This is a genomic window from Streptomyces sp. NPDC005262 (assembly GCF_042872425.1).
Taxonomy (GTDB): domain Bacteria; phylum Actinomycetota; class Actinomycetes; order Streptomycetales; family Streptomycetaceae; genus Streptomyces.
The window spans coordinates 256,547-278,442 of record NZ_JBIAKK010000001.1 but is presented as its reverse complement, the minus strand read 5'-3'; the positions used below and the strand labels follow the sequence as shown (position 1 = coordinate 278,442).

The window sequence follows — 21,896 nt, the reverse complement described above, 5'->3', positions numbered from 1 at the left end:
TTTTCTGTCCGGCCGCTGCAACCCGCCGCGCACCCCGGCGCACTGGAAGGGTGAGACGGTCCGCATCCGCGGACCCGGGAAGGGGCGCCGACGATGCGGATCGCTGACGATGCCGCGCTGCACGCCTTCGTCGAAGGCAGGCGTACGGCGCTGTTCCGTAGCGCCTATCTGCTCTGCGGCGACCGGCACGAGGCCGAGGACCTGGTCCAGTCGACACTCGTGAAGGTCGTCCTCGGCGGACGGCGGTACGGACGGCTCGACAACATCGAGGCGTACGCGCGCAAGACGCTGGTCAACACCTTCATCGCCGCCCGTCGCCGGTTCTGGCGGCGCGAGCAGGCGTACGGCGAACTGCCCGACCGCGCGGGCGACTCGCCCGACACGGACACCGGCCTTGCGGTGCGGGCGGCCCTCGCGCGGCTCACGGCCAAGCAGCGTGCCGTGCTGGTGCTGCGCTACTGGGAGGACCTGAGCGTCGAGGCCACGGCCGAGCTGCTCGGGATGCGGGAGAACACGGTCAAGAGCCATACGGCTCGGGGGTTGGCGGCGCTGCGCGCCGAGATGGCGGAGGAACTCGTATGAACGACGTCAGGGAGCTGCTGGGGCGGGCCGCCGAGCACGCGGGGCATCCGGTCATCAGCACCGAGGTGGTGTACGCCAGGGCCGCCAGGGTGCGCCGGCAGCGCCGGGCCACGGTTGCCGCGGCCGCATTCGCCGTCGTCGCGGCCGGAGCGGTCGCGGTCCCTGGACTCGCGTCGCAGACGAAGCAGGGGCAGGCCGCCTCGGTGGGGGCCCCCGCCGAGGCGGCCGGCAACAGTGGCCGGACGAAGCAGCTGGTCGAGCTGTTGCCCAAGGACGTCGGCTCGGTCGAGCAGGTCTCGCTCGCCGTGATCATCAAACACGCCACCGTCGCGCAGGCGAAGGAGCATCCGGTGGGGCCGCTGGACGGGCAGTACTCCGTTCGCAGGGACGGCGGCGTCGGATACCTCGTCGTCGACGTCAGGACGGGCAGGCAGGTCCGGCAGAAGTCCGGCGGAGTCGACCCCGCCGCGAACCTCTGCGAGCCCACCAACGGGGAGCCCCGCCCGGCGCAGTGCGTACGCGAAGTGCTCCCGGACGGGCGGATCCTGACCATCTGGAGCGACCCGATGAACTACGGGGGCACGCCTCTGTGGGGGCCCGAGCTCGTCGCCCGGCTCACTCTGAAGGACGGCGGGCTGCTGTCCGTCCGCGACAGCACCGGTCTCAAGAGTGAGCAGGCGCAGGGCCCGCTTCTCAAGTCCCCGCCGCTCACCCGCGCGCAGCTGCGCACGCTGATGCTCAGCCCGGAGCTGCTGGCGAAGCAGTAGCCGCCGACACGGAAGAGGGCGGCACGGACCGTGGTCCGTACCGCCCTCTCGTCATGCCCGTACCGCTAAAGCACCTTCGACAGGAACGACTTCGTCCGGTCGTGCTGCGGGTTGGTCAGTACGTCGCGCGGGTGGCCCGACTCGACCACCACACCGTCGTCCATGAAGACCAGCGCATCGCCGACCTCCCGGGCGAAGCCCATCTCGTGGGTCACGACGATCATCGTCATGCCGTCCTCCGCGAGACCGCGCATGACGTCCAGGACGTCGCCGACCAGCTCAGGGTCGAGCGCCGACGTCGGCTCGTCGAAGAGCATCAGCTTCGGCTCCATGGCCAGGGCCCGGGCGATGGCCACCCGCTGCTGCTGGCCGCCGGAGAGCTGCGACGGGTAGTTCTTCGCCTTGTCGCCGAGGCCGACCCGGTCCAGGAGCCGCTCCGCGCGGGCCCGGGCGACGGCCTTCGTCTCACCCTTGACCTGGACGGGTGCCTCCATGACGTTCTCGATGGCCGTCATGTGCGGGAAGAGGTTGAAGCGCTGGAAGACCATGCCGATGTCCCGGCGCTTCAGGGCGACCTCACTGTCCTTGAGCTCGTAGAGCTTGTCGCCCTTCTGGCGGTAGCCCACGAGATGCCCGTCGACGTACAGCCGCCCGGCGTTGATCTGCTCCAGGTGGTTGATGCACCGCAGGAACGTCGACTTGCCGGAACCGGACGGGCCGATCAGGCAGAAGACCTCCCGCGGGGCGACCTCCAGGTCGATGCCCTTGAGAATGTGCGCGGCGCCGAAGGACTTGTGGACGCCCTCGGCCTTCACCATGGCGTGCGTGGTCACTTGGCCACCTCCGAACGGCGGAGCATGTTCAGGTTGGCCCGCAGACGCTGCAGCGGGGTGGGCGGCAGGGAGCGCAGTGCCCCGCGGGCGTAACGGCGCTCCAGGTAATACTGGCCGACGCTGAACACACTGGTCAGGGCCAGATACCAGATCGAGGCGACAAAGAGCATCTCCATCACCGCGAACGAGGTGGACGCGATGTCCTGCGCGCTGCGCAGCAGATCCTGGTACTGCACGGCCACGACCAGCGACGAGGTCTTGAGCATGTTGATGAACTCGTTGCCGGTCGGCGGGATGATCACTCGCATCGCCTGCGGGAGCACTACTCGCCGCATGGTCTTCGCCTGCGTCATGCCCAGTGCATGGGACGCCTCGGTCTGGCCCTCGTCGACCGACTGGATGCCGGCCCGGACGATCTCCGCCATGTACGCGCCCTCATTGAGGCCGAGCCCCAGCAGGGCGGCCAGGAAGGGGGTCATGACATCGGTCATCTCGTCCCGGTAGAACCCGATGTCGAAGATCGGGAAGATCAGGGCGAGGTTGAACCAGATCAGCAGCTGCACATAGACCGGCGTGCCGCGGAAGAACCAGATGTACAGCCAGGCAACCCAGCCGGTCACCGGGTTCCTGGACAGGCGCATCACGGCGAAGACCACGCCGAGCACCAGGCCCAGGACCATGGAGGCCACGCTGATCAGGACGGTGTGCCACAGGCCGGTGAGGATGCTGGAGTCGAACAGCTTCTCCGGCACGGTCGCCCAGCGCACATTGCCCTGCGAGAAGGCGTACCCGAGGCCTGCGAGGACGGCGACCACGACCAGTGCGCTGATCCAGCGCCCGTAATGCCGGACCGGGATCGCCTTGATGGCGGCGGGAGGGGTCCGGTCCGGGGTGGGGGCCACCCCGGACGGAACCTTGTCGATCTTGTCGTTCACCACGACTGCCCTTCAGTCGGTGCGCGGTTCACTTGCCGCCGTTGACGGCAGGTGCCGTGATGGCACCGTCGGCAGCACCCCACTTGTCGAGGGCGGCCTTGTAGGTCCCATCGGCGATGATCGCGTCCAGAGCGGTCTTGAGGGCGTCGCGGAGCTGCGTGTTCTTCTTGTCCACGGCGATACCGAACGGTCCGGCGTCCGACTTGTTGGCGACGGCCTCGAAGTCGTTGCCACCGCCCGCGGTCTTGGCGATGTAGGCGGCGACCGGGGAGTCGTTCAGGTCGGCGACGGCGCCGCCGGACTTGACGCGGGTCTGGGCCTCGGCGTCGGTGGAGAAGGCCTCGATGGAGACCTTCTTCTTGCCGTCCTTGGCGCACTTGGCCGACAGGTCCTTGGCGGCCTGCTCGTACGTCGTGCCGCGCTGGACGGCGAGCTTCTTGCCGCAGAGGTCGTCGACCGACTTGATGCCCTCCGGGTTGCCCTTCTTCACCAGGATGCCGGTGCTGGCGGTGAAGTAGTCGACGAAGTCGACGCCGGTGCCGGTCTTCTTGCCCTTGTCGTCCAGACCCTCCTGGCGGGCCTTGGTGTCGCTCATGGCGGACATGACGGCGTCGTAGCGGCCGGTGGGCAGCGCGCCGAGCAGGGTGTCGAAGGTGCCCGAGGTGAACTCGATCTTCACGCCGAGCTGCTTGCCGAGGGCCGCGGCGACGTCGGGGTCGACACCGACGATCTTCTCGCCCTGCTTGAACTCCATCGGAGCGTACGTGGCGTCCGTGCCGACCTTGATGACACCGGCCTTCTGGATGTCCGCCGGCAGCTTGTCGAAGAGGGGACCGGCGCTCTTGGTGCCGGTGTCCGACTTCGTGCTGTCCGAGTTGGTCTGGTCGCCACAGGCGGTCAGCAGCATCGTGCCGGCGACCGCGATGGCGCCGACCGCGGCAATCCGGGACTTTGCGGTCGTGCGACGAGTGGTGCGTGCGGTCATGATCGGGTTCCTCCGGCAGGTAAGGGTGGAGTTGCCAGGCGGTATGGCACACATCGTCGGATGTCGCCGCCTCGTGCGATTAGGGGCATCTTGCCATTCGGACTAGCCCATTCAGGGTGCCAGTCATGTCAAAATCGGGTAACGGGCGATCCCCGAACCCCAAGAGGCCGGTACATCAAGGCAGGACCTTCTAAGGGGTTTCGTTCTTGCGGCCGGAGAATCTACGGCGTGTCTCACATGCTGGCCCATATTTCGTGTGTTGGCGGACTTGTCCAGATATTCGAATATGAGGCACGTCACCGCGCCGGTATGGACTCGTCCGTGAAGCGGTCCGTCCGGTAAGAAAGACGTTTACACCCCTCATCCGGGGCCCAGGGCGCGTGTGCGGCGCGCCCGCGCGTACGTACCTCCCCCTGCCGGGGCGGGCCAACCGCCCGGCGCAGGGAACGTACGCGGTGCCCGCCCACCCCTCCTCAATCAGGAGTGGCCACCCTCAAACCTTGAAGACTTAAGGGGTCAACACCATGGCAGCGGAGATCGTCAATCCTCGCAGCGACAGCAACACCGACAACAGCACCGACGGCGCCACGGACGAGCCGTTCGATCCGGCCTTCGCGCTTCACCGCGGCGGGAAGATGGCCGTGCAGGCCACGGTCCCCATCCGGGACAAGGACGACCTGTCCCTCGCGTACACGCCCGGCGTCGCCAAGGTCTGCAGCGCCATCGCCGAGAACCCCGAGCTGGTCCACGACTACACCTGGAAGTCGCAGGTCGTCGCCGTCGTGACGGACGGCACCGCGGTGCTCGGACTGGGCGACATCGGCCCCGAGGCGTCCCTCCCGGTGATGGAGGGCAAGGCGATCCTCTTCAAGCAGTTCGGCGGTGTCGACGCCGTGCCGATCGCGCTCGCGACCACCGACGCGGACGAGATCGTCGAGACGGTCGTCCGCCTCGCGCCGTCCTTCGGAGGGGTGAACCTGGAGGACATCTCGGCGCCCCGCTGCTTCGAGATCGAGCGCAAGCTCAAGGAGCGGCTCGACATCCCGGTCTTCCACGACGACCAGCACGGCACCGCCGTCGTGACGCTGGCGGCCCTGCGGAACGCCGCCAAGCTGTCCGGGCGGACCCTCGGCGACCTGCGCGGTGTCATCTCCGGCGCGGGTGCGGCCGGGGTGGCCATCGCGAAGTTCCTGCTGGAGGCGGGGCTCGGGGACGTCGCCGTGGCCGACCGCAAGGGCGTCGTCAGCCGCGACCGCGAGGACCTGACGGACGTCAAGCGCGAGCTCGCGGAGCTCACCAACAGGGCCGGTATCTCCGGCCCGCTGGAGACCGCCCTGGTCGGCGCGGACGTCTTCATCGGTGTGTCCGGCGGTACGGTGCCGGAGTCGGCGGTCGCGTCGATGGCGCCCGGTGCGTTCGTCTTCGCCATGGCCAATCCGGACCCTGAGGTCCACCCCGACATCGCGCACAAGTACGCGGCCGTGGTGGCGACGGGGCGCTCCGACTACCCGAACCAGATCAACAACGTGCTGGCGTTCCCGGGCATCTTCGCGGGGGCACTGCAGGTGCGGGCGTCCCGGATCACGGAAGGCATGAAGATCGCCGCCGCGAACGCGCTGGCGGATGTCGTGGGTGACGAGCTGGCCGCGGACTACGTGATTCCGTCGCCGTTCGACGAGCGGGTCGCTCCGGCCGTCACCGCGGCGGTTGCCGCGGCGGCGCGGGCGGAGGGCGTGGCTCGACGCTGAGGTCCGGGGCGGGGCGGGGGCGGGCGCTTGTGGGGCCCGTCCCCCGACCTCGCCCATTTCCCTCACCGGGGCGCGCCGCCACGGACGCCGCGGGGCCGGATCGCCGACCCGGTAGGTCCGCCGCGGGCGACCCGCACGCGCGGTGCGCGTCACACCCGTGATCGGTTACGTCGGCGCGTCTCCCCGGCCTATCGTCAAGGCCATGTTCGCCGCCTACGCATCCCGCATCGACCGCGACCAGCCCCTCAACGGCCTTGAGCTGGGCGAGCGCCCCGCCCCCGAGGCGCGTCCCGGCTGGACCACCGTCAACGTCCGCGCCGCCTCCCTGAACCATCACGACCTCTGGTCGCTGCGTGGTGTCGGCCTCGCCGAGGACAAGCTGCCGATGATCCTCGGCTGTGACGCCGCCGGCATCGACGAGGACGGCAACGAGGTCGTCCTGCACTCCGTCATCGGCCAGACCGGGCACGGTGTCGGCCCCAAGGAGCCCCGCTCCATCCTCACCGAGCGCTACCAGGGCACCTTCGCCGAGCAGGTCACCGTCCCCAGCTGGAACGTGCTGCCCAAGCCGAAGGAGCTCACCTTCGAGCAGGCCGCCTGTCTGCCGACCGCCTGGCTCACCGCGTACCGGATGCTGTTCACCAATGCCGGGGTACGGCCCGGGGATTCGGTGCTCGTGCAGGGCGCGGGTGGCGGTGTCGCGACCGCCGCGATCGTCCTCGGTCGCGCCGCAGGCCTGCGGGTCTACGCGACCAGTCGCGATGAAGCCAAGCGCAAGCGGGCCGTCCAGCTCGGTGCGATCGAGGCGTACGAGCCGGGCGCGCGGCTGCCTCAGCGTGTCGACGCCGTCATCGAGACCGTCGGCGCCGCGACCTGGTCGCACTCGGTGAAGTCGCTGCGCCCCGGCGGCACGCTGGTCATCTCCGGTGCGACCAGTGGCGACCGGCCCTCGCACGCCGAGCTGACCCGGATCTTCTTCCTGGAACTGAAGGTCGTCGGATCGACGATGGGGTCCAAGGACGAGCTGGAGGACCTGCTGGCGTTCTGTGCGACGACCGGCGTGCGGCCCGTCATCGACGAGGTGCTGCCGTTGGACCGGGCCCGTGAGGGGTTCGAACGACTTGCCGCGGGCGACCAGTTCGGGAAGATCGTGCTCAACGCCTCCTGAGGCCGTCCGCTCTCCCGACGCGCCGTTGATGGCGCGTCGGTCCTGCTGCGAGGTCTGCGCCGTGCGTACGGGCGGCGCACCCGCGACAATTTTCACTTCGACCGTGTGGGCGGCGGGGGCACTCCCCCCGCCGCCCACACGTGTCCCCGCCGGTGCTCCGAGGCCGCCCGGCATTCCGCAGCTGAACGACACCACAGCCGGACCCTCGCTCGCCGTCTCCCGGAAACGCCTCCTCGATCCGCACGCCACGGGGGTCCGAATTCGCCGCCCCGCCGCCTTCCGGGGCGACAACCCCTCCTTGTCAACCGCGGTTGACAAGGAGGGGTTGTCAACGTAAGTTGACATCATGACCGAAGCAACGGATCTCGCCGCACGTGCGGGCGATCGTGACCCGCGCGTCGGGCTGCGGGCCGTCGTCGCGTTGCGGCGGCTGCTGGAGCAGCTCGAAGCCGTCCAAGTCAGAAGTGCCCGCGTCCAGGGCTGGTCGTGGCAGGAGATCGCCGCCGAACTGGGCGTCAGCCGACAGGCCGTGCACAAGAAGTACGGGAGGAATTGATGTTCGAGCGATTCACTGCCGATGCCCGCGCCGTCGTGGCCGGAGCTGTGGACCAGGCGCGAAGGGCGGGCTCCCGCTCCGTCACCGAGGAGCACATGCTGCTCGCCCTGCTGGATCGGCCTGGCAGCAGCCGGTCCTCCTTCGCCGTCACCGCGCTCGGTCTCGCCGACCGTCGCGCATCGGTGGAGGCGGCGCTCGCCGACGCTGCCCGCCGTGGCGGCCTGACCAAGGCCGATACGGACGCACTCGCCGGTATCGGCATCGACGTGACGGAGGTCGTCGCCCGGATCGAGGGTGCCCACGGCGAGGGTGCGCTGGTGGGTGACCGTAAGGACCGCCGGGGGCGGTCGGGGCGACCGTCCTTCAGCCGTGGCGCGAAGACCGTCCTGGAGAAGTCCCTGCGGATCGCACTCGGACGCGGCGACCGGTTCATCGGCGAGGAACACATCCTGCTGGCGTTCACCGTCATCCCCGGTGTGGTCGCCGATGTGCTGGCCGAGCACGGGGCGACGCACCGGACGGTGACGCGTGCGCTCTACGGGGACGGGGGAGCGGAGGGGCAGGCCAAGGCGAGCTGAGGGGCGGGAGGGCCTGGGGCTTCCTCCGGCCGGTGCGGGTGACCACGAGGTGGCATGACCGTGCGGCCTGCCACCTCGTCCCGCTCACCGGGAGGCGTCCGGACTCTCCGCGCCGGTCCCCTTGGTGCCGGTGTCCTTCCGCAGCAGTGCGCCGATGTGGGCCGCTGCCGTCGACAGATGGCGGCGGGCCTCCGTCAGCTGGGCCTCCGTGACGCCGCGGTCCCGGGCCGCGTCGCGGATGTCGTCACGGAAGCGGTCCAGCAGGCGGTCCAGGTCGCGGGCCGGGTCGCCCGTACCGGCCGTGTCCTTGCCCCATTCGGGATCCGCGTCGGCGGGATCCGGCTTGGTGTACGGGGGCCGGCTGCCCGTCGCGGCGAAGCCGCCGAGGCGGCCGGTGATCTCCGCCAGGCCTTCCCGTACGCCGGTGGGCCAGTCGCCCCGGGCGAAGTGCTCCTGGACCTGCCGGGCCGCGTTCTGCATCTGCTCGCGCGCCCGGTCCTGGGCCTCCTTGGCCTGGCGGCGGGCCTGCTGGGCCTCCTCGCGGGCGCGGCGAGACTCGTCCTTCGCCCGGCGGGCCTGCTCCTTCCACTCCTGCTTGGCCTTGCGCAGCTCCTCCTTTGCGGCGCGCCACGCCTCGCTGTCGCCGAAGTCGCCGAAGTCGCCGAAGTCGCCGAACGGGGATCCCCGGTCGCCCTTCGCGCCGGTCCCGGTGGCGGACGTGTGCCGGGTCTCGCCGGCCGCGGCCCGCATCTCGCTGCGCAGCTTGCCCGCCGCGCCGCGCACGTCGTCCCGCATCTCGGCGGCCAGTTCGGAGACCGATTCGCGGATCTCCAGCTCCAGATCGGCCAGTTCGCCGGTGCGGCCCGCCAGTTCGGCGCGGCCCGCGTCGGTGATCGAGTAGACCTTGCGGCCGCCCTCGGTGGCATGCGTGACCAGGCCTTCGGCCTCCAGTTTGGCCAGCCGCGGGTAGACCGTGCCGGCCGATGGCGCGTACAGACCCTGGAAGCGTTCCTCCAGGAGTCGGATCACCTCGTAGCCGTGGCGAGGGGCCTCGTCCAGGAGCTTCAGCAGGTAGAGGCGCAGGCGCCCATGGGCGAATACGGGGGGCATGTCAGAGCACCTTTCCGGTCGGCTCGGCCTCGTACGGATCTTCCTCGGCCGGTGGGCGGCGGAGGACGGCGATCGATCCCGAGACGGTCGTGGCCTTCAGCGTTCCCGTACCGGCGCCGAGCGTGCCGGTGATCTTCTTCGCCCCCCACTGGCCGCTGACCAGCAGATCTTCGAAGCCGTTGGAGACGGCGCCGCTCGCCGTGCTCGCCTCGACCCTCGCGTCCGCCGGGTGCGGCAGCCGGATCGCCACCTCGCCGGAGACTGTCGTCAGCCGGATGTCCGTGGGCTTCCCGGTCGGGTCCAGGTCCAGCACCATGTCGCCGCTGACCGAATCGGCCCGTACGGAGGCCCCGGCGCCCTCGACGACCGTCAGATCGCCGGAGACCGACTTGAAGCGGAGGTCACCGGTGACGGCCTGGGCCTCCACATTGCCCGAGACCGTGTCCGCCCGGACCGAGCCGGCCAGGCCGGCGAGCGTGGTGTCTCCGCTGACGCCCCGCACGTCCGTACGCCCCCGGATGCCGGACACGAACGCTCCGGCTCCCACCACGCCGACCTCCACCGTCGACCCGGCCGGCACGGCGAGCGAGACGACCGCGCTGCGGTGCCACCCCTTGCGGTCGAACCACTTGAGGAAGCCGTGCCAGGGCAGGTCCTCGTAGGCGACGGAGAGGGTGCCGTCCTCCTGCGTCACGATCAGCGGTGGGCCCTCGATCCCGGAGACCTCCAGCCTGGCGGTCGGCTCCTCGGTGCCCACGACATTGACCGTGCCGTTGACGATGCGCACATTGAGCGACGTCACCGGTTCGTCGAAGGTCAGCTTCTGCGGCTCGGTGATGGCCCACGTCGACACAGGCATGGATCTGACCTCCCGGGGAACGCGGCGCGACGCAACATATCGCGTCTCATGCAGAACACGATATATCGTGGATCGGGGAAGTCAAGCGGGTGCGAGAAGCCATGGATCGATCAAATAGCGCCACATGTGGGCAAATTGCCCTACGGTGTGGGGCATGAACGCGACATCATCCGTGGGCGCGCTGCTGCTGTGCCGGGCCGAGCCCGGATCCGTGCGGCCGGTGGCCCATCTGCTGCGCGAGCGGATGCTGCTCGCACCCGCCGGGCGCGAGTGGAGCGTCCTCGTCCCGGAGGGCACGCCCTGGCAGGACAGGCAGGAAATGCGGAGCGTGGCGGAGACGGAGGGGGAGCAGCCGGTCGACAGTGTGCTGGCCGGCTGGGCCACCGCACTCGCGGTCGGTTCGACCTGGCCGGTCCTCGCGCTGTGGTGGGACGGCGAGCGGGCGGGGTACACACTCGCGTCCGGTTTCCGGCGGCCCGTCGGCTACGTCTGGCTGACGGACGGCACCCCGGCCGGGGAGGACGAGGCGATGCGTACGTTCGCCGCGCGGCTCGGCCTCGATCCCGTGCTGGACATCCAGCAACTCGAAGCTCTGACCCGCCCCGACCCCGGAGCGGACGCCCGTACCCGGCTGCGCGGGCTGCTCGCCGTCCTCGCCCGCATCGGCGTGACGCTCCCGCCGGGCCTCGAACCCGGCGAACCCGCCGGCCGGCTGCACACCGCGGCCGGCGGCCGGCCCGAAACGCAAAGGATCGCGTGGGTGGGCTGGCGCGATGCGGTGAACCTGCAACTCGACGCGGTCGAGAACAGCGGCCTCGGCCCGTGGATGCGCGGCCCCAGGGCCCGCGCGCTCGCCGCAGCCCAGCTCGCCGCGGGTCTCCCGCTCGTCGCCTGGGGGATCGGGCGCCGCAGCGGAGGGTGGGCCTTCGCGGGGGCGCTGCTGCTCGCGCACGGGACGGCCGGCCTCGCGTACGACCGGATCCGGGACGGCGGATCCTAGCTCCCCGGCGTCGCCCTACTCGTCGTCCTCGTCCTCGTCGTCGAGCCGGGCGAGCCAGGTGGCGAGGCGCTCGACGGGCACCTCGAAGTCGGGGTTGAGGTCGACGAAGGTACGCAGCTGCTCGGCGAGCCACTCGAAGGTGACCTCCTCCTCGCCACGTCGCTTCTCCAGCTCCTCGATGCCACGGTCCGTGAAGTACATGGCGGCAAGTTTAATGCCTGGTGAGCGCACCCGACCGGGCCCCGCGGGGCGATGCGGACGACCCCCGGAACCGGCGCACCCCGACCCGGTGTCATGACCGATGTGCCTCGCATCGGTCACGTACTGCCGTTAGCCTGCGGGGAGTTCAGGGAACGGGGGGTGCCATGAGCGACAGCGGGGCCCGTATCACGCGCATCGAGCTGCCGGACGGTACGCCGGTCTGGGCGCGCATCTCCGGGGCCGAGGAACTCCGGCGAACGCCGGCCGGGAGCGGCCTGTCCTACACGGACACCGGCTTCTCGGACTTCGCCGACCAGGTGCAGGCGCGGGTGGAGAGCCTGCAGGGGGTGGTGACCGGCGTCGCGCGGTCGCTCGCCGAGCCGCTGAGGGCCGTGCAGCCGGACGAGGTCAGCGTCGAATTCGGCATCGAGCTCACCGCCAAGGCGGGCAAGGTCGTCGGGCTCCTCGCGGACGGGGAGGCCAAGGGCGCCATCAAGGTCACACTCACCTGGAACGGCGGCGGACCCCCCGTCGGTCCGCCGATCACGCCCCAGGTGCCCGCGCAGGCGGCCGCGCCGGCCACGCCCCCGGTCCCGTCCGCGCCACCTGAAGCCCGGACACCCCCGGCGCCCGCGGCTCACCCCGTACAACCGGATCCCGCACCCCCGTCGCCGTCCGCCGGGGCACCCGCCGGCGCACCGGCGCATCCCGACGCGGCCGCGGCCGCTGACGGCGGCGGGTCATGACGCAGGAGACCGGCGGGGGCGCGGAGGGGGGTCCGGGCCAGGCGGAGGCTGCGCTCATGGACCTCGTGCGGGACGCCACCGTACGCATCCATCGCCCGGGTGCCGGGTATGCCACTGACGGACCCGGCCAGGGCTTCCTGGGAAGCGGCTTCTTCATCGCCCCGAGCTGGGTTCTCACGTGCGCGCACGTGGCCATGCGGGGGGAGGGGCGCGAGGTGAACGTGTTGTTCAGGGCCGATCCGTACAGCGCCGAGCTGACCGAGGTCCCCGGTCTGGTGCTCGCCGCGCTGCCCGAGACCCGGCCGGCCGGGGTCGCCGGCTGGCCCGCTCCCGACCTCGCGCTCATCCAGCTCCGCCGGCCCGTCGAACACACCTGTGTGTACGTCACCGAGCGCTCGGAGGCCATGCTCCGCGGCCGCAAGGTCCGCTGCGTGGGCTGGGCGCCCTCGCCGGGCGGCGGACTGACGACGCTCAGCGGTGACTGCGAGGTGAAGGGCACATATGGCGGCTGGGCCGACGCCGACCAGCAGATCCGGCTCGACGGGGACTGGCTGGAGTCCGGAATGTCCGGCGGCCCGGTCGTGGACGTGGCCCGGGGCGAGGTCGTCGGCGTGATCAAGTCACGGCTCGACGACCACCAGGGCGGCACCGCCGTCGGCATCGAGCGGCTGCGCTCCCTGACGGTCCCCGCCGGGCCCGTCGAGACCGAGGCGGACGATACGTACCAGGCCGTCTTCCATGCCCACGACCGCTACCACGCCGACCGGCACAACAGCCCCGCCTCCACCGAGCGGACCTGGGCCGATGTGCAGAGCGATCTGCCCGGGCCGCCCGGCCGGGTGCTCGGTCCCAAGCGGCGGATCGACCTGCTGGGCAGGCTCGCCGAGTTCCCGCCCCCGGTCAGCACCCGCAATCTGCTGGCGCTCCTCGACGGTCTGCCGAACGTCCACGCGCGTGACCTCCGCCCGGCCCCGCGCGGCTGGCGCGACGGCCTCGGCTCGCTGTACGACGCACGCGTCCGCGACCGTGACGCCGCGCTCGAACTCATCCTGCGCTACTGCATGGGCGTCCTCGCCGCCGACCGCCCCTTCGACGCGCCCTCCACCCGGACCGCCACGAAGTCCCTCTGGGAATGGGTGAAACGGGTCGCCGACGAGGATCTCTCCCGGGATTTCCGGCAGGAACTCGTGCTGCACTGGCGCGCCGTCCGGCAGCGCCGGGACCAGGAGCACCAACGGACCCCAGCCCCGGTGAACGAGCCGGCCCGCTACGGCGAACGCGCCTTCGTCCTGCTGGAGCTGGAGCCGCGCGGCTGGGAACGGGACCTGTACGACTGGCGGATCGGCGTAGCCCGCCCCACCGGGGAGGTCCTGCCCGTCGCCGAGGACAGCCAGGGCACGGGGCTCGGCGCCCTGCCGGAGCGGCTCGCCGCCCCGCTCGCCGAGGCATTCCGGCGGTGCGACGAACCGGACAGCCCCGCCGTGCTCCAGGTCGCGGTCGTACCGGCGCTGCTCGGCCTGGACGTCGACAACTGGCAGCTGACCCCCGACGGGCCGCCGCTCGGTGTCGTACGCCCGGTGGTCGTGCGCCGCGCGGAGCGGGGGCAGCCGCCGGACGACGAAGTGGAGAGACGGCGCAGAGTCCGCTGGCACAGCATCCGGAACTCCTCGATGCGGGCCGAAGTCGTCGACTGCGAGGACGGAATGGGGGTACGCGTACCGGAGGTGGCGAGGCTGCACTTCCTGGCGTACGAGACCGTGCCGGTCCTCTGCCGGTACGGCGGCCGGCCTGATCCCGGGAGCACGGCCGGACTGGTGCGGATCCTCGACGGCGGCTTCGGGGTGGCCCTGTGGCGGCGGACCGGTGAACCCGACGGGGTCTGCTCGGAATTCCATCGGCGTGCCCTCAACACCGTCGCGGAGGCCCGCACGGCCGACCGGCTGCCGCAGAGGATCCACAGCCTGAGAAGGGACGTGAAGGCGGAACGTGCCGATGCGTTCTGGTCCTACGGAATCGTCCTGTTCTATGACGATCCGCACCATGTGCTGCCCGGTTCCGGGCAGCTCCTGGAAGCGCCGTGAACAGCGAACGCAGGCCTCTTACCGAGGAGTTCACGGATCGATACCGTGAAGCACGTTCGGTGGCTGCTACCCCTCACACCGGACCAGGCGGACGAGTGACGACGAGGAACACGCTATGAGTGAACCCAGCGAGTGGCTCATCTACCGAGGGGCCGGTGAACCGCACGACGGCATCGAACAACTGCCGTCCCCGCCGCCCTGGCGGGACTTCGCGGCCCGCGAGGCCCCCGACCCCGGCGACGACGGGGCCCGGGGCGACCGGACGGACGGGTCCGCCACCCGGCGTCTCGGCGGCCACCGGCACATCGCCGAACTCCACCGGCCAGGCGCCGAAGAACTCGAAATGATCAACGCGGCGCTGTACCTGCGGCGCCCACTGCTGGTCACCGGGAGCCCCGGAGCCGGAAAGAGCACCCTGGCCCACTCCGTCGCCCATGAACTCAGGCTCGGCCGGGTCCTGCGCTGGCCCATAGTCAGCCGGTCCACGCTCCTGGACGGCCTTTACCACTACGACGCGATCGCCAGGCTGCAGGACGTCCAGATCGCCGCGCACGGCGCAGCGGCCGGGACGGCGGGCCACGACGCGTCGGAGAACGTCGGCAGCTACATCCGGCTCGGCCCGCTCGGCACCGCACTGCTGCCCTCAGACCGGCCTCGCGTGCTGCTCATCGACGAACTCGACAAGAGCGACATCGATCTGCCGAACGACCTCCTCAATGTGCTGGAGGAGGGCGAGTTCGGCATTCCGGAGCTGGAACGGATCGCCGACCGGCTGCCCGACGGGGAGGCCGAGGTGCTGACCGACGACGGCACGAAGGTGACGGTCAAGGGCGGCCGCGTGCAGTGCGGGGCGTTCCCGTTCGTCGTGCTCACCAGCAACGGCGAGCGCGACTTCCCGGCCCCGCTGATGCGCCGCTGCATCCATCTGGAGCTGGGCCGCCCCGACCACCAGCGGCTCGCCACGTTCGTCCGCGCCCATCTCGGCGACGAGGCGGCACGTTCCGGAGACGATCTCATCGGCCACTTCCTGGAGCGGTCGCGCAGCGAACTCCTCGCCACCGACCAGCTGTTGAACGCCATCTATCTCACCGACGCGGCCGCCCCGGCCGGCCGGGACCGGCTCGCCGACCTGCTCATCCAGCGACTCGACCGGCCGAGGTGATGAGCTGATGCCCGACGCCACGGCACGGCACGGCCCTGACGGTGCAGCGGGAAGGCGCCGTGCGGAGCCGGGGCCCCACGACGGAGGCCTGCTGCCCGCATTCGTCGCCCGGTTGCGCGAGGCGGGGCTCGACCCCGACGCCGAGCAGCTCTGCGACGCCCTCTGGCTCGCACGGTGGACCCGCCGTGCCGAGACGCCGGAAGGGGCGGAGGAGCAGGGTGGCCGCGCAGTACCGTCGTCACGCGCCGAACCTACCGGCGGGGGACCGGCCACGCCGTCCGCCCGCACCCCGGCCGGGCGTGCCCGCGGCACGGACGCCGTTCCGGACGAGGACGAGCCCGTGGAGCAGGGGGATCCCGCGGCCACGGACCGCCGCATAGCCCTGTATCCGGTACCGCCCGCGGACGCCGCCCCGCTCCGCGACGGGCGGCGTGCGGGCGGCGGACCGCACGGTCGTGGGCGCCGCGAAGCCACCACTCTCACCCTCGGCGTGCCCGCCGCCCCCGCCCTGCCCGCACCTCTCGAAATCCAGCGGGCCTTACGCCCGTTGCAGCGCTATCGCCCCGCCGTGCCCCCACTGCGCCGCACCCTGGACGAGGCGGCCACGGCTGAACTGAGTGCCCGCGCTGGAGGACTGATCATCCCGGTGTTCCGAGGGGTGTCCCGCGCCGACGCGCTGCTGCAGTTCGTCATGGACGCCTCCTCGTCGATGCGTGTCTGGGACCTGATGTTCGGCGAACTCCAGCAGATCTTCGCTCAGTTGGGAGCATTCCGAGATGTACAGGTGCGCTATCTGCATCGTGGCCCCGACGGTTCCTGCGCGGTCAGCCGCAGCCCCGACCCGGCGGCCGCGCCACTGAACTCGGCTGACCGGCTCAGCGATCCGACCGGCCGCCGGGTCACCGTCCTGGTCAGTGACTGCGCCGGACCGCTCTGGCACAGCGGGCGCGCCCACCGGCTGCTGCATCAGCTGGCCCGGCAGGCCCCGACCGCCGTACTGCAGCCACTGCCGCAGCGGATGTGGAACCGTACCCGGCTGCCGGTGACCTACGGTGTGCTCTCCCGCGGTGAAGGGCGCTCCGGCGCCGCCGTGCTGAAAGTCACCGAGGAGGCCGGTGGCACGCCCACCACCCGTCCCGGCGCCCTCGCCGTCCCCGTACTGCCGCCGGTGGCGGGCGCGCTCGCCGCCTGGGCGCGACTGCTCTCCGGCACCGGCGCCGGCCGGATCTCCGGGGCGGTCGGCTGGGTCAGGGCCGACCAGCCGGCCGCGCCCGCACCGCGTCCCGGGGACCGGCCGTCCTCGCTCCAGCTGGTCAGCCGCTTCCGCTCGGCGGCCTCCCCTGCCGCCGGGCAGCTCGCGGTCTACCTCGCCGCGGCACCGCTCTGTCTGCCGGTGATGCAGCTGGTGCAGCGGACGATGCTGCCCGACTCCGGCCCCTCCGAACTCGCCGAGGTGCTGCTCAGCGGACTGATCTCGCGGAGCAAGGGCGACGGTGCTGGCGACGGGCACTGGTACGAGTTCGCGCCCGGCGTCCAGGAGGCGCTGCTCGGACCCCTGGGGCGGGATGAGGCGCTGCTCGTGCTCAAGCACTGCTCGGAGTACATAGAGCAGCGGTTCGGCAAGGGCGGGCCGAACTTTCCCGCGCTGGCGTACGCGCAGCTCGGGGACGGACCGCGCGGGTCGTCGTACGCCACCGACCTCGGCCGCCGCGCGCAGAGCGACGAGAGTGACGAGAGCGCGGAGAGCGACGGAAGCGGCGGGTCGCGCGTTCCCCATCCCTTCGCCGAGGTCGCGGCCCGCGTACTGGAGCGCTTCATGCCCCTGCCCGAACAGTTCGCGCTCTACAGCGATCGGGGCGGCCGTGACGCCCCGGGCCGGACGACACACGCGGCGGTGGAGAGCGCTCGTGCACTCCTGCGCCAGTTCGACTCGGACAGCATGGTGCAGTACCTGATCGATGCCGTGCAGCTGCTCCGGGGCGCTACAGAGCGCGAGCGATACCCGGGCGCCGACGCCGAACTGTGGGCCGAGTACGCCCGGTGCGTGCTGCGGTTGTGGGAGGTCCAGGGCGGCGACGACCTCCTGAGCGAGGCTCAGGGCGCTGCGGAACGGGCCGTCGCGCATCCCGGAGCGGTACGCGAACGCGCGGTGCTGGCCAAGGTGCTGCACGCTGCGGCCGACGACCGGCGGCGGCGCGGCGACCGGCGCGGCGCACTGGCCCTGCTCAGACGTGCCGACCGCGAGTACACGGTCGCCTGCGCGGCGCCCGGCCTGGACCCCGGCGAGGCGCTGCGGCTCACCTTGGAGCGGGTGCGGGCCCTGGAGGCGCAGTGGCGCCTCGGCGGCGACAGCGCACTGCTGCAGGCCGCAGCAGGAATGCTGGAGGCGTTCGCCGACGTCTGGCCCGACCAGGAGAACCGTCCGGCCACGCTGCCGCTGGCGCACGGCCGGACGCTGCTCAAACTGGCCGGGGCGACCGTCGACACCGAACAGGCACGGGTGTACGCGGAGCAGGCGGCCCGCTCGCTGCGCACCGCGTTCGGGGAGGGTGGCGGTCGGCACACACTGGGCACCGAGGTGCGGATCCTGCTGGACCTGGTGGACGCCCTGCTGGCTGCCGGCGGCGAACCGGACGAGGCGGCGACCCTGATCGACCAGGCGCTGGAGACCGTACGGGAACAGCGTCAGCGCGCCGCGCTGCAGACCAGGGCGGCCCGGATCCGGGTCGCCCGCTACGAACAGCTGGACGAGCCGGACGAACTCGTCTCGGCTGCCGGTTGGTTCGCCCGCGCCTCCCGCGGCGTCCCGCGCGACTCCCAGGTCCATGCGGATCTGCTCGCCGAATGGGGCGGGACCCTGTTGCGACGCGCTGAACTGCCGGACGGGCGCGAATACATCGGCGCGGCGGTGCGGGTGCTTCGCGACTGCCGTACGGAGACGCCGTCCGGCAGTGCGCGCCAGGCCGAGCGGCTGCTGATGCTCGGCCGGGCCCTGATGCTGCGGCACCGGGCCACCGAGGACCGGGTCGATCTGCGAGAGGCCGAGTATCTCTTCGGACTCGCCGCGCAGGAGGCCTGCGACCCCCTGACCGCGGCGCGCTGCTGGCTGGCGCTCGGCCGGTCCCATCTCGACGCCTCGCGGGTGCTGCAGCGGCCGGCCAGGCTCGACGATGCGGCCGAGGCGTTCCGGGACGCGGCCGACTCCGCCCGTACGGCGGAAGCGGAGCTGGAGAGTCCACAACAGTGGGAAGAGGCGGTGGAGTTGGGTGCTATGGCCAACCACTGGCGGGGTATGACGTATGAGAAGGCGGGGCGTCCCCGGGCCGCGCGCGAGGCGTACCGGGCGGCCGGCCTCGAATGGCGCAAACTGCCGAACGGCGGTGGCGCGGCGGCCGAGTCGACCGCCGAGCGGCTGGCCGAGCTGGAGCGCTGAGCACACGACGGCGTGCGCTCAGCGGGTGCACGGCGTGCGCCGAGGTGTAGTGGTACGAGGGCCAGGGACACGGGATCGACGGTGTGCGCTCGACGGCGAGCGCGCGACCGCAGACCCGCCGCGCAGTCAACGGGGAGGATTGATGGGCGAGTTGAGCGAGCCGGGTGAGTCGGCACACGGGGCCGGGGCGCGCGCGCCGGAGGTACCCGGCGCAGGGACCGGCCACGAGCCCGGCGCGCTGCCGGACCTGCTGGGACTCGATCTGGAGGCGCTGCGGACGCTGGACCACCCGGTCCTCTCCGCGGTGGTCGCGGATCTCCGGGACAGGGCCGAGCAGCCGCGGGAGATGTTGTGGGGTTTCACCAACGCCTTCTGAGGCGCGGTGGACCGCGCGGACGCGGTCCGTGGTCCGGGTGAACGGAGCGGCACGGCCCGGGACGGGTCTGCCCGGGCGGCAGGCCGCGGAGACGCGCCCCGGACCGGTGGAGGGAGCGTTCCCGACAGCGGGGGACGACTCGGCAGACGGACAGCACGGGGGTGCCGAAGTGTCCCGACGGACGCCGCCAGGCGCGGCCGCAGGCCCGGATGCCGCCGCGCGGCCAGCCGTCCCCTTCGGCCAGTTCATCGTCAAGGTCCACGGTCGCTGCAATCTCGCCTGCCGCTACTGCTACCTGTACGAGGGCCCCGACCGGACGTGGCGCGGCCGCCCGGCCGCCGCCGCACCGGCCGTCCTGGACCGTACCGCGGGCCGGATCGCCGAACACGCGACGACGCATGCCCTGCGTAGCGTGGCCCTGGTCCTCCACGGCGGCGAACCCCTGCTCGCGGGCGCAGGGAGGCTGGGCGCCTTCGCCGACCGGGTGCGCGAGCGGATGGCCGGCGGCTGCACTCTCCACACCACCGTGCAGACCAACGCCACCCTGCTCACCGACGCCGGCGTCGCCACCCTCGCCCGGCACGGCATTCGCATCGGGATCAGCCTCGACGGCGGTCTCGCCCGGCACAACACCCTCCGCACCGACCACGCGGGCCGCCCCTCCTGGCCCGCCGCCTCCCGTGGTGCCCGGCTCCTCGCCGATCGGCACCCAGACGCGTACGCGGGCATCCTCACCGTCGTCGACCCGCGGACCGACCCCGTCGAGATGTACGAGTCGCTGCTCACCCTTCGCCCACCGGCCCTGGACCTCCTGCTGCCGCACGGCAACTGGACCACTCCGCCGCCGGGCATAGCCGACCCCGGGACACCGGGCGCCGGACCGGGACCGGCGCGCCCCACCCCGTACGGCGACTGGCTGTGCACCGTCTTCGACCGCTGGTGGCCGGCCGGCCGGCGGGAGACCCGGGTTCGGCTCTTCGAGGAGTGCCTCGCCCTGCTGCTCGGCCTGCCCGCCGCCACCGAATCCCTGGGCCTCGACCCGGTCAACGCCGTCGTCGTCGAGACCGACGGCGCGATCGAACAGGTCGACTCCCTGAAGTCCGCCTACGACACGGCTGCCGCCACCGGACTCGACATCTTCCGCCACAGCTTCGACGAAGCCCTGCGCCACCCCGGCGTCGCCGCCCGGCAGGCAGGTGCCGACGCACTCGCCGCCGCCTGCCGTGCCTGCCCGCTGCTGGCCGTCTGCGGCGGCGGCCACTATGCCCACCGCTACCGCGCAGAGAACGGTTTCACCAACCCGTCCGTCTACTGCGCCGACCTCGACCGGCTCGTCCGCCATGTGGCGGACCGACTTGCCGCCGCAACCGCAGGAGACCACCCATGAGCCCCCCACTCCCGGACCGCGCGCTCCGCGCCTTCGGCCGTACCGAAGGCGACGCCGACGACCTCGGCCTGCTCGTACGCGATCAGGACACCCGCCGCCTCGTCCTGCTGCGGGCCCTCCTCGACGCAGCCGGGGCGGCCCCCGTGACCGTCTGCCCACCGGACCGGCTCGCCCGGCTGCACCAGGACTGGGCGCTGCTCGAAGCCGCCGAACGCGCGGACCGGACCGCCGTGCGCGCGGTGCTGCTGCACCCTCTGGTGGGCCCGTGGGCGCAGAGCTGTCTGCGGGGCCTGACCGCCACCGCCCCCACCCCCCAACTTCACGCGGACCTCGACCACCTGGGTGCGCTCGCCGCGGCGGCGGCGATCCGCGCACGGCTGGCTTTCACGGCCCGGCTCACCGCGCGCGGCGGACTGCTGTCGCTGCCGGCTCTGGGGGCCGTGCGGATGCCCGACGGCCGGATCGACATCACGTCCACCGGCAGCGAGTTGACGTTACGCCACCGCCCGGAGAAGCCCCTCGTCGTGCACGCGCACGCCGACGGCACCACGAGCTCCCCCGACCCACGATGGCTGACCGCGCTGTCCCTGCCCGCCGTACTGCCCGGCGCCGGCCCCGTCCCGCTGGACGATCTCGACCCGTACCGCACCGCCGGCAGCGGTCTGGAACGCCACGGACTGAGCGGCGCCGTCCACATCGACGACAGCGAACGCAAGGCGTGGACGGAGTCCTGGTCCGGCGTCGAACCGCTGCTCCGCATCGGCGGCGCACACCGCGTGACCGAGGCGGCCGTGCTGCTGCGCTGCCTGGTGCCACTTGGCCCGACGCCCGGATCGGGCCCCACCGGCCAGGGCGCGGCGCACTGCAGTGGCACCAGGCGCGAGGCCTTCGGCGCGGTCCTCAGCAGCAAGCCGGCCACTCCTGCGTACTTCGCCTCGACCCTCGTGCACGAACTGCAGCACACCAAGCTGGCCGCGATCGGCGCCGTCGTACGGCTGCACCACGAGGACGCCACTCCCCGGCACTTCGCACCCTGGCGCTCCGACCCCCGGCCGTTCGACGGGCTGCTCCAGGGCGCCTACTCGCACATGGCGCTCTCCGACTACTGGCAGCGCTTCGCACGCGGCGCGGAGCGCGTCACCCACCGCGATCTCGCCTGGGCCGAACACGCCCGCTGCCGGGAACAAGTAGGAGCAGTACTGCCCGTACTGGCTGGTTCGGGGGCGCTGACCACCGAGGGAAGGGTGCTGGTCAACGAGATGATCACCCTCTACGACCGTCTGGCCGATTGTCCGCCCCCCACGGGGCATCTGGCGCGTGCACGGGCGTATGTGAGCACCGCGCGCGTGATATGGCAGCAGAGGAACGGCTCACGACGGGCGTGAGCAA

General features: G+C 71.8%; 20 protein-coding genes. 14 read left to right on the top strand and 6 right to left on the bottom strand.

Features of this window, described 5'->3' with window-relative positions:
- Positions 1–93 precede the first annotated feature (93 nt).
- Positions 94–582, top strand: coding sequence for a SigE family RNA polymerase sigma factor (locus ACFYP5_RS01130; protein WP_389028902.1), 489 nt, complete (start codon positions 94–96; stop codon positions 580–582).
- Positions 579–1,349, top strand: coding sequence for a hypothetical protein (locus tag ACFYP5_RS01125; RefSeq protein WP_389028899.1), 771 nt, complete (start codon positions 579–581; stop codon positions 1,347–1,349). The genes ACFYP5_RS01130 and ACFYP5_RS01125 overlap by 4 nt, the downstream gene beginning before the upstream one ends.
- 65 nt (positions 1,350–1,414) lie before the next feature.
- Here ACFYP5_RS01125 and ACFYP5_RS01120 read toward each other — a convergent pair whose 3' ends face one another.
- The 3 genes from ACFYP5_RS01120 to ACFYP5_RS01110 are packed head-to-tail and all read right to left on the bottom strand — an operon-like array spanning position 1,415 to position 4,102.
- On the bottom strand, positions 1,415–2,167 hold the full coding sequence (locus ACFYP5_RS01120; RefSeq protein ID WP_389030674.1) for an amino acid ABC transporter ATP-binding protein: 753 nt from the start codon (positions 2,165–2,167) through the stop codon (positions 1,415–1,417).
- A gap of 11 nt (positions 2,168–2,178) precedes the next feature.
- On the bottom strand, positions 2,179–3,117 hold the full coding sequence (locus ACFYP5_RS01115) for an amino acid ABC transporter permease (protein ID WP_389028896.1): 939 nt from the start codon (positions 3,115–3,117) through the stop codon (positions 2,179–2,181).
- 28 nt (positions 3,118–3,145) lie between these two features.
- Positions 3,146–4,102, bottom strand: coding sequence for an ABC transporter substrate-binding protein (locus tag ACFYP5_RS01110; RefSeq protein WP_389028894.1), 957 nt, complete (start codon positions 4,100–4,102; stop codon positions 3,146–3,148).
- Between the two features lie 524 nt (positions 4,103–4,626).
- Between ACFYP5_RS01110 and ACFYP5_RS01105 the strand changes: the two genes are divergently transcribed.
- From ACFYP5_RS01105 to ACFYP5_RS01090, 4 genes are all read left to right on the top strand, one after another.
- The gene (locus tag ACFYP5_RS01105; protein WP_389028891.1) at positions 4,627–5,850 is read left to right on the top strand and encodes an NADP-dependent malic enzyme; all 1,224 of its coding nucleotides are present in this window, start codon (positions 4,627–4,629) and stop codon (positions 5,848–5,850) included.
- Positions 5,851–6,052: 202 nt separating this feature from the next.
- The gene (locus ACFYP5_RS01100; RefSeq protein WP_389028888.1) at positions 6,053–7,018 is read left to right on the top strand and encodes a zinc-binding dehydrogenase; all 966 of its coding nucleotides are present in this window, start codon (positions 6,053–6,055) and stop codon (positions 7,016–7,018) included.
- Between the two features lie 346 nt (positions 7,019–7,364).
- Positions 7,365–7,574 carry a sigma factor-like helix-turn-helix DNA-binding protein gene (locus ACFYP5_RS01095; RefSeq protein ID WP_030915748.1) on the top strand — a complete coding sequence of 70 codons (210 nt, stop codon included), beginning with the start codon at positions 7,365–7,367 and terminating at the stop codon, positions 7,572–7,574.
- Entirely contained in the window at positions 7,574–8,152 is a 579-nt protein-coding gene (locus tag ACFYP5_RS01090) for a Clp protease N-terminal domain-containing protein (protein WP_389028885.1), read from the top strand. Before ACFYP5_RS01095 ends, ACFYP5_RS01090 begins: the two co-directional genes overlap by 1 nt.
- An 84-nt stretch (positions 8,153–8,236) precedes the next feature.
- On the opposite strand, the gene ACFYP5_RS01085 is transcribed toward ACFYP5_RS01090, so the two are convergent.
- Both ACFYP5_RS01085 and ACFYP5_RS01080 read right to left on the bottom strand, forming a co-directional pair.
- Complete coding sequence (locus ACFYP5_RS01085; RefSeq protein WP_389028883.1) at positions 8,237–9,262, bottom strand: helix-turn-helix transcriptional regulator; 1,026 nt, start codon at positions 9,260–9,262, stop codon at positions 8,237–8,239.
- A gap of 1 nt (position 9,263) precedes the next feature.
- On the bottom strand, positions 9,264–10,121 hold the full coding sequence (locus ACFYP5_RS01080) for a DUF4097 domain-containing protein (protein WP_389028880.1): 858 nt from the start codon (positions 10,119–10,121) through the stop codon (positions 9,264–9,266).
- 154 nt (positions 10,122–10,275) lie between these two features.
- On the opposite strand from ACFYP5_RS01080, the gene ACFYP5_RS01075 reads away from it, so the two are divergent.
- Positions 10,276–11,121, top strand: coding sequence for a hypothetical protein (locus ACFYP5_RS01075; protein WP_389028877.1), 846 nt, complete (start codon positions 10,276–10,278; stop codon positions 11,119–11,121).
- A gap of 15 nt (positions 11,122–11,136) precedes the next feature.
- Here the strand turns inward: ACFYP5_RS01075 and ACFYP5_RS01070 are convergent, their stop codons facing one another.
- Positions 11,137–11,322, bottom strand: coding sequence for a DUF6104 family protein (locus ACFYP5_RS01070; RefSeq protein ID WP_007266501.1), 186 nt, complete (start codon positions 11,320–11,322; stop codon positions 11,137–11,139).
- 164 nt (positions 11,323–11,486) lie between these two features.
- Here ACFYP5_RS01070 and ACFYP5_RS01065 point away from each other — a divergent pair, with 164 nt between their 5' ends.
- The 7 genes from ACFYP5_RS01065 (at position 11,487) to ACFYP5_RS01035 (ending at position 21,892) form a co-directional block, all read left to right on the top strand.
- Positions 11,487–12,068 (top strand): CU044_2847 family protein, encoded by a 582-nt coding sequence (locus tag ACFYP5_RS01065; RefSeq protein ID WP_389028874.1) that lies wholly within the window; start codon positions 11,487–11,489, stop codon positions 12,066–12,068.
- Positions 12,065–14,149, top strand: a complete 2,085-nt coding sequence (locus ACFYP5_RS01060) for a trypsin-like peptidase domain-containing protein (RefSeq protein ID WP_389028871.1) — start codon at positions 12,065–12,067, stop codon at positions 14,147–14,149. The genes ACFYP5_RS01065 and ACFYP5_RS01060 overlap by 4 nt, the downstream gene beginning before the upstream one ends.
- 115 nt (positions 14,150–14,264) lie before the next feature.
- Positions 14,265–15,311 carry an AAA family ATPase gene (locus tag ACFYP5_RS01055; protein ID WP_389028868.1) on the top strand — a complete coding sequence of 349 codons (1,047 nt, stop codon included), beginning with the start codon at positions 14,265–14,267 and terminating at the stop codon, positions 15,309–15,311.
- 7 nt (positions 15,312–15,318) lie between these two features.
- Positions 15,319–18,744: an SAV_2336 N-terminal domain-related protein gene (locus ACFYP5_RS01050; protein ID WP_389028865.1), complete on the top strand. Its 3,426-nt coding sequence runs from the start codon at positions 15,319–15,321 to the stop codon at positions 18,742–18,744.
- 142 nt (positions 18,745–18,886) lie between these two features.
- Complete coding sequence (gene fxsA, locus ACFYP5_RS01045; protein WP_389028863.1) at positions 18,887–19,120, top strand: FxSxx-COOH cyclophane-containing RiPP peptide; 234 nt, start codon at positions 18,887–18,889, stop codon at positions 19,118–19,120.
- A 169-nt stretch (positions 19,121–19,289) separates the two neighbouring features.
- Positions 19,290–20,507, top strand: coding sequence for an FxsB family cyclophane-forming radical SAM/SPASM peptide maturase (locus ACFYP5_RS01040; RefSeq protein ID WP_389028860.1), 1,218 nt, complete (start codon positions 19,290–19,292; stop codon positions 20,505–20,507).
- A complete protein-coding gene (locus ACFYP5_RS01035; protein ID WP_389028856.1) occupies positions 20,504–21,892 on the top strand; it encodes an aKG-HExxH-type peptide beta-hydroxylase in 1,389 nt (462 codons plus the stop codon). The genes ACFYP5_RS01040 and ACFYP5_RS01035 overlap by 4 nt, the downstream gene beginning before the upstream one ends.
- Positions 21,893–21,896: the final 4 nt, after the last annotated feature.

Excerpts from the sequence above, each read along its gene's own strand:
- ACFYP5_RS01035 (WP_389028856.1), top strand. The coding sequence starts at position 20,504 with ATGAGCCCCCCACTCCCGGACCGCGCGCTCCGCGCCTTCGGCCGTACC.
- ACFYP5_RS01065 (WP_389028874.1), top strand. The coding sequence starts at position 11,487 with ATGAGCGACAGCGGGGCCCGTATCACGCGCATCGAGCTGCCGGACGGT.
- ACFYP5_RS01105 (WP_389028891.1), top strand. The coding sequence starts at position 4,627 with ATGGCAGCGGAGATCGTCAATCCTCGCAGCGACAGCAACACCGACAAC.
- ACFYP5_RS01100 (WP_389028888.1), top strand. The coding sequence starts at position 6,053 with ATGTTCGCCGCCTACGCATCCCGCATCGACCGCGACCAGCCCCTCAAC.
- ACFYP5_RS01050 (WP_389028865.1), top strand. The coding sequence starts at position 15,319 with ATGCCCGACGCCACGGCACGGCACGGCCCTGACGGTGCAGCGGGAAGG.
- ACFYP5_RS01055 (WP_389028868.1), top strand. The coding sequence starts at position 14,265 with ATGAGTGAACCCAGCGAGTGGCTCATCTACCGAGGGGCCGGTGAACCG.
- fxsA (WP_389028863.1), top strand. The coding sequence starts at position 18,887 with ATGGGCGAGTTGAGCGAGCCGGGTGAGTCGGCACACGGGGCCGGGGCG.
- ACFYP5_RS01085 (WP_389028883.1), bottom strand. The coding sequence starts at position 9,262 with ATGCCCCCCGTATTCGCCCATGGGCGCCTGCGCCTCTACCTGCTGAAG.
- ACFYP5_RS01110 (WP_389028894.1), bottom strand. The coding sequence starts at position 4,102 with ATGACCGCACGCACCACTCGTCGCACGACCGCAAAGTCCCGGATTGCC.
- ACFYP5_RS01120 (WP_389030674.1), bottom strand. The coding sequence starts at position 2,167 with ATGGTGAAGGCCGAGGGCGTCCACAAGTCCTTCGGCGCCGCGCACATT.
- ACFYP5_RS01075 (WP_389028877.1), top strand. The coding sequence starts at position 10,276 with ATGAACGCGACATCATCCGTGGGCGCGCTGCTGCTGTGCCGGGCCGAG.
- ACFYP5_RS01060 (WP_389028871.1), top strand. The coding sequence starts at position 12,065 with ATGACGCAGGAGACCGGCGGGGGCGCGGAGGGGGGTCCGGGCCAGGCG.
- ACFYP5_RS01080 (WP_389028880.1), bottom strand. The coding sequence starts at position 10,121 with ATGCCTGTGTCGACGTGGGCCATCACCGAGCCGCAGAAGCTGACCTTC.
- ACFYP5_RS01070 (WP_007266501.1), bottom strand. The coding sequence starts at position 11,322 with ATGTACTTCACGGACCGTGGCATCGAGGAGCTGGAGAAGCGACGTGGC.
- ACFYP5_RS01095 (WP_030915748.1), top strand. The coding sequence starts at position 7,365 with ATGACCGAAGCAACGGATCTCGCCGCACGTGCGGGCGATCGTGACCCG.
- ACFYP5_RS01130 (WP_389028902.1), top strand. The coding sequence starts at position 94 with ATGCGGATCGCTGACGATGCCGCGCTGCACGCCTTCGTCGAAGGCAGG.
- ACFYP5_RS01090 (WP_389028885.1), top strand. The coding sequence starts at position 7,574 with ATGTTCGAGCGATTCACTGCCGATGCCCGCGCCGTCGTGGCCGGAGCT.
- ACFYP5_RS01125 (WP_389028899.1), top strand. The coding sequence starts at position 579 with ATGAACGACGTCAGGGAGCTGCTGGGGCGGGCCGCCGAGCACGCGGGG.